Source organism: Cellulomonas sp. A375-1, from assembly GCF_001040865.1.
Classification (GTDB): Bacteria; Actinomycetota; Actinomycetes; order Actinomycetales; family Cellulomonadaceae; genus Cellulomonas; species Cellulomonas gelida.
On record NZ_LFKW01000023.1, the window covers coordinates 1 to 6,280 of the forward strand.

The 6,280-nt window shown below is 74.8% G+C and carries 4 protein-coding genes and 1 pseudogene; all 5 read left to right on the top strand.

The annotated features are described in order from the left end of the window. Positions 1-227 (top strand): annotated as a pseudogene (locus tag CWIS_RS02610) (globin); the annotation flags it as partial. A 22-nt stretch (positions 228-249) separates the two neighbouring features. Continuing rightward, positions 250-1,113 carry an acyl-CoA thioesterase II gene (locus CWIS_RS02615; RefSeq protein ID WP_048341687.1) on the top strand — a complete coding sequence of 288 codons (864 nt, stop codon included), beginning with the start codon at positions 250-252 and terminating at the stop codon, positions 1,111-1,113. Positions 1,114-1,224: 111 nt separating this feature from the next. Beyond that, positions 1,225-3,543, top strand: a complete 2,319-nt coding sequence (locus CWIS_RS02620; RefSeq protein ID WP_229747449.1) for an MMPL family transporter — start codon at positions 1,225-1,227, stop codon at positions 3,541-3,543. A gap of 10 nt (positions 3,544-3,553) precedes the next feature. Beyond that, positions 3,554-4,549, top strand: a complete 996-nt coding sequence (locus CWIS_RS02625; protein WP_048341688.1) for a DNA topoisomerase IB — start codon at positions 3,554-3,556, stop codon at positions 4,547-4,549. A gap of 47 nt (positions 4,550-4,596) precedes the next feature. Further along, complete coding sequence (locus CWIS_RS02630) at positions 4,597-6,219, top strand: SDR family oxidoreductase (RefSeq protein WP_048341689.1); 1,623 nt, start codon at positions 4,597-4,599, stop codon at positions 6,217-6,219. Positions 6,220-6,280 lie beyond the last annotated feature (61 nt).

Here is a 6,280-nt window from a genome sequence, read left to right on the forward strand (position 1 = left end):
TCGAGCAGTACTGGGGCGGCCCGACGACCTACTCGCAGGAGCGGGGCCACCCGCGCCTGCGGATGCGGCACGCGCCGTACAAGGTCAACCCGGCCGCGCGCGACCGGTGGCTCGCGCACATGCGCACCGCGGTCGACTCGCTCGACCTGGCGCCGCTGCACCGCGCCGAGCTGTGGGACTACCTCGAGCGCGCGGCCCACTCGATGATCAACACGTTCGATGAGTGAGGCTCGTGAGAGTGTGCGGGGCATGACGACGCCCGACCCCACGACCGTGGTCCTCGACGCCCTGCGCCTGCAGCCGGACGCGATCGACCCGGACCGGTTCACGGGGACGAGCCTGCCGCAGCCGCACGGCCGTGTGTTCGGCGGCCAGGTGCTGGCCCAGACGCTGCTCGCGGCCGGCGCGACCGTCGAGGGCGACCGTCTGCCGCACTCGCTGCACGGCTACTTCCTGCGCGCGGGCGTGATCGAGGAGCCGATCACGTTCGCCGTCGAGCGGTTGCGCGACGGTCGCTCGTTCTCGGCCCGCCGCACGCACGCGCTGCAGCGCGGGGAGCCGATCCTGTCGATGACCGCGTCGTTCCAGGTCGAGCAGGACGGCATCGAGTACGCCGAGGAGATGCCTCACGACGTCCCGGCCCCCGAGGACGTGCGCTCGGTGTTCGACGTGCTCGGCCCGATCGACCACCCGGTCGCTCGCTTCTGGTCGCAGGAGTCGGCGTTCGACGTGCGGCACGTCGAGGGTGCGCTCTACCTGGGTCCGGCCCCCGAGCGCACGGGCCGGCAGATGGTGTGGATCCGCGCGCGCTCGCCCCTGCCCGACGACCAGCTGCTGCACCGCGCGTTGCTCGCCTACGCGTGCGACCAGGTGATGCTCGAGCCCGTGCTGCGCCGTGCGGGCCGCTCGTGGGTCACCCCCGGGATGGCGATCGCGAGCCTCGACCACGCGATCTGGTGGCACCGCGACGTCCGCGTCGACGACTGGCTGCTGTACGTGCAGTCGACCCCCGGCGCGCAGGGTGGTCGTGGGCTGGGTGCGGCGCGCGTGTTCACGCGGGACGGCATCCTCGTCGCGTCGATCGCCCAGGAGGGCATGATCCGGGTCCCCTGAGGCTGCGTCGCAGGGCCGCGGAACCCGCCCCCACCTGCGACGTTCCTCACCTTCCGGACGTAGCGCGCGTTCGACGCGCGCACCGGCCCGCGGTGCCGCATGCTGCGGTCCATGCCGTCGCTCCGTCCGTCGTTGACCCGTGCCCTCCTGATCCTCGTGGCGATCGTCGCCTGGCTCCTGATCGGCTCCCTCGGTGGCGCCGCCCAGGGCAAGCTGTCGCAGGTCCAGACGAACGACGCCGCCGCGTTCCTGCCGTCGTCGGCCGAGTCGACGCTCGCCGCCGAGGCGAGCCGGGAGTTCGTCGAGTCCCCCGCGTTGCCCGCGCTCGTCGTCCTGACCCCGCAGGACGGTGGCCCGGTCTCCGACGAGCAGGTCGCGGCGGTGACCGAGGTCGCGCAGTCGTTCCCCGACCACGCCGTGCCCGGCACCGACGAGACGTGGGCGGACTACCTGACCGCCGAGCCCGTGGTCACGCCCTCGCAGGACGGCGAGGCCCTGCTCGTCATCTACTCGCTCGACGCGGACCGCGCCGAGGACCTCATCGGCGACGAGGAGTCCGTCACCAACGCGTTCGTCACCGACCTGCGCGCGACGCTGCTGGACGAGCTCGGCGCGAGCGCCGACTCCGCCGGCGAGCTCGGCCTCAACGCCTGGGTCACGGGCCCCGCGGGCTTCGTCGCCGACCTGGTGACCGCGTTCGGCGGCATCGACGGCGTCCTGCTGATCGTCGCGCTCGTCGCGGTCCTGCTCATCCTCGTCGTTGTCTACCGCTCTCCCCTGCTGCCGCTCGTCGTGATCCTGACCGCCGTCTTCGGCCTGTGCCTGGCGGGGCTCGTCGTGTACACCCTCGCGGACGCGGGCACGATCGTGCTCAACGGGCAGGCGCAAGGCATCCTGTCGATCCTGGTCGTGGGCGCGAGCGTCGACTACGCGCTGCTGCTGGTGGCTCGCTACCGCGAGGAGCTGCGGCACGCCGAGCACCCTGCGGAGGCGATGCGGCGTGCGTGGCGCGCGTGCCTCGAGCCGATCGCGGCGTCCGCCGGCACCGTCATCGCCGGTGTGCTGTGCCTCCTGCTCTCGGACCTCGGCTCGAACCGGAGCCTCGGACCGGTCGCGGCGATCGGCATCGCGTCCGCACTGCTCGCCGCCCTGACGCTGCTCCCCGCGATCCTGCTGGTCGCGGGTCGGCGCTCGCGCGGCTTCTTCTGGCCGCGCGTCCCGCGCCCGGCCGCCGCCGACGCCCCCGCCGCGCCGGACGTCACCACGCAGGGCGCGGGCGGGCTGTGGGGGCGACTGGCCCGGTGGGTCGCGCACCGCGCGCGGCGGGTGTGGGTGGTGACCGCGGTCGTGCTGCTCGGGTTCGCGGCGTTCCTGCCGACGTTCGACGCGTCCGGCACGAGCGACTCCGACGTCTTCCGCACCGAGGTCGACGCGGTGACCGGCGAGCAGGTGCTCGCCGAGCACTTCCCCGCGGGTGCGGTCCAGCCGATCACGGTCATCGTGCCGGAGGCGGACGCGACCGCGGTGAGCGAGGCGGTCGCCGCGGTCGAGGGCGTCGAAGCCGTCGCGCCGTACACCGGCGCCCCCGCGGGTGCGCCCGGCAGCGGCGACGCGCCGCCGCTCGTCGTCGACGGCGACATCCGGCTCGACGTGACCACGACCGCCCCGTCCGACACCGTCGAGGCGCAGGACACCGTGCGCGACGTGCGCACCGTGGCGCACGCGACGTCGCCCGACGCGCTCGTGGGTGGCGCAGCGGCCGAGAAGGTCGACACGATCGACGCCGCGCAGCGCGACCTGCAGGTGATCGTGCCGATCGTGCTCGTCGTGATCGTCCTGATCCTCATGCTGCTGCTGCGCTCGGTCGTAGCCGCGCTGCTGCTGCTCGTCGCGAACGTGCTCTCGTTCGCCGCGACGCTCGGGCTCGGCGCGATCCTGTTCGAGCACGTCTTCGACTTCCCGGGCGCCGACCCGACCGTCCCGCTCTTCGCGTTCGTGTTCCTCGTCGCGCTCGGGGTGGACTACTCGATCTTCCTCATGACGCGCGTGCGTGAGGAGTCGGTGCGCGACGGCACGCACGTGGGCGTGGTGCGCGGGCTCGCGGTGACGGGCGGCGTCATCACGTCCGCCGGCGTGGTCCTCGCGACGACGTTCGCGGCGCTCGCCGTCATCCCGCTGCTGTTCCTGGTGCAGCTGGCCTTCCTCGTCGCGTTCGGCGTGCTGCTCGACACCTTCGTCGTGCGGTCGCTGCTCGTCCCGGCCCTCGTGCACGACCTGGGTGACCGCGCCTGGTGGCCCGCCCGGATCGGGGCGCGCCGCACGGGCACGCGCGTCGCGGCTCCCGCTGTCGAGGTCCCCGCTGTCGAGGTCCCCGCTGTCGAGGCGCCTGCCGTCGAGCGTCCGACGGGCGGGCGCCCGGACGCCGGGTGAGACTGCGCGGATGGTGCGACTACGCCGCGTCCGGATCGACGCGCCCGGCTGGACGCGACGCCGTGCCGGGTCGGGGTTCGTCTACCTCGACCTGGACCGCGTCCGGATCACCGACGACGAGCACCTGACGCGGATCGTCTCGCTCGCGATCCCGCCCGCGTGGCAGGACGTCTGGATCTGCCCGTTGCCGCACGGGCACATCCAGGCGGCGGGCCTCGACGACGCTCGTCGGCGGCAGTACCTGTACCACGCGCAGTGGCGCGCCCGCCGCGACCGCCTCAAGCACGACCACGTGCTCGAGGTCGCGGCGCGGCTGCCCGCTGCGCGCCGCCGCGTGCGCCGCGACCTGCAGCTGGACGGCTTCCCGAGGGACAAGGCGCTCGCGCTCGCGTTCCGGTTGCTCGACCTCGCCTACCTGCGCGTGGGCGGCGAGGGGTACGCCGCGCGGCACGGGTCGTACGGGCTCGCGACGCTGCGCAAGGACCACGTGCGAGTCCTGCCTCCGGTGACGCAGGACGACCCGGGACGTGTGCACCTGCACTTCCCCGCCAAGTCGGGTCAGGTCCGCGACACGGTCGTCGAGGACGACGACGTCGCGCGCCTGGTCCGCACGCTCGTGCGCCGCCGCGACGACAGCGACGAGCTGCTCGCGTGGCGCGACGACGCCGGCTGGCACGACGTGACCAGCGCCGACGTCTCGGCGTACGTCAAGGCGCGGCTCGGCGAGGACGCGACGCCCAAGGACTTCCGCACGTGGCACGCGACCGTCCTGGCCGCGCGTGGCCTCGCCGCGGCCGGTGCCGCCCCGTCGTCGGACCGTGCGCGCCGCCGCGTCGTGACGCGCGTGGTGCAGGACGTCGCCGACGAGCTCGGCAACACCCCCGCCGTGTGCCGCGCGTCGTACATCGACCCGCGCGTGGTCGACCTGTGGGAGCGCGGCACGACGATCCGGCCGACCCGCTCGCAGGCGGTGGCCGAGCGCGAGACGCTCGCTCTGCTGACCTGAGGCGCGCTCCGGGTGCGCGCGCGGGTCCGCGACCGCAGACTGCGACGATGACCCTGCCACCCGACCTCGCACCGCAGCCCGTCGCGGACACGCTCGTCGGGCTCGTCCCGGGCACGGACGCGAGCGGGCGACCGCGCGCCGACGCGCCGCTGGCCGTCGTCACGGGCGTGACGGGCTACGTCGGCGGTCGGCTCGTCCCCGAGCTCCTCGCCGCCGGCTACCGCGTCCGCGCGCTCGCGCGGACTCCTGACCGCCTGCGCGGACGCCCCTGGTACGACGACGTCGAGGTCGTCCGGGCCGACGCCGCGCGTCCCGAGGAGATCGGTCCCGCGCTGCGCGGCGCCGACGTCGCGTACTACCTCGTGCACGCGCTCGGCACGGGCCGCGGGTTCGCCGAGCGCGACCGCTCCACCGCGACCGCCTTCGCACAGGCCGCCCACGCGGCCGGCGTGGGCCGCCTGGTGTACCTGGGCGGCCTCACACCGGACGACGAGGAGCTCTCGGCGCACCTGGCGTCACGTGCCGAGGTCGGGGAGATCCTGCTCGCCAGCGGCGTGCCCACGACCGTGCTGCGTGCCGCGGTGATCCTCGGCTCGGGGTCGGCGTCGTTCGAGATGATGCGCTACCTCACCGAGCGGCTGCCCGCGATGACGGTGCCGCGGTGGGTCGACAACCGCATCCAGCCGATCGCGATCCGGGACGTCCTGCGCTACCTCGTCGGCGCGGCGGCGATGCCCGCGGACGTCAACCGCGCGTTCGACATCGGCGGTCCCGACGTGCTGACCTACCGCGACATGATGCAGCGCTACGCGCAGGTCGCCGGGCTGCGCAGGCGGCTCATCGTGGGGGTCGGGGTGCTCACGCCCCGCCTGTCGAGCCTGTGGGTCTCGCTGGTCACGCCCGTGCCCGGCGGGCTCGCGCGACCGCTCGTGGAGTCGCTCGTGCACGAGGTCGTGTGCCAGGAGCACGACATCGCCGCGCACGTCCCCGACCCGCCCGGCGGCCTGGTCGGGTTCGAGCGCGCGGTGCGCCTCGCGCTGCACCGGGTGCAGGAGGCCGCCGTCACGACGCGCTGGTCGTCGGCGTCCGTCGCGGGCGCGCCCTCCGACCCGCTGCCGAGCGACCCGGACTGGGCAGGCGGGTCGCTGTACGTCGACGAGCGACGCGTGCAGGTCGACGCGTCGCCCGCGGCGCTGTGGCGCGTGATCGAGGCCGTGGGCGGTGAGCGCGGCTGGTACTCGTGGCCGCTCGCGTGGCGGGTCCGCGGCCTCGTCGACCGGCTCGCGGGAGGGCCCGGGCTGCGGCGCGGCCGACGCGACCCCGGCCACCTCCTGGTCGACGACGCCGTCGACTGGTGGCGCGTCGAGGCGCTCGAGCCCGGTCGGCTGCTGCGCCTGCGCGCCGAGATGCGCGTGCCCGGGCTCGCGTGGCTCGAGCTCCGCGTCGAGCCGCCCGACGACGACCCGGGCGACGAGAGCGACGCAGAGGCGTGGACGCGCGCGCCCGTCGTGTTCGTCCAGCGGGCCCTGTTCCACCCCACCGGCCTGGCCGGGCAGGTGTACTGGTGGTCCGTGGCGCCGTTCCACGGCGTCGTCTTCGGCGGCATGCAGCGCAACATCGCCGCGGCCGCCGAGCGCGCCCACCGCGCGATGGTGCGCCGCAGCCCCTGAGCGCGCGGCGGCGCGGGCCACGCCGGTCAGCCCCGGCGCCACCAGCGACGCTCGCGCGCGT

Bases quoted from the DNA above. Each gene is read 5' to 3' on its own strand.
- CWIS_RS02615 (WP_048341687.1), top strand. From the start codon at position 250: ATGACGACGCCCGACCCCACGACCGTGGTCCTCGACGCCCTGCGCCTG.
- CWIS_RS02620 (WP_229747449.1), top strand. From the start codon at position 1,225: ATGCCGTCGCTCCGTCCGTCGTTGACCCGTGCCCTCCTGATCCTCGTG.
- CWIS_RS02625 (WP_048341688.1), top strand. From the start codon at position 3,554: ATGGTGCGACTACGCCGCGTCCGGATCGACGCGCCCGGCTGGACGCGA.
- CWIS_RS02630 (WP_048341689.1), top strand. From the start codon at position 4,597: ATGACCCTGCCACCCGACCTCGCACCGCAGCCCGTCGCGGACACGCTC.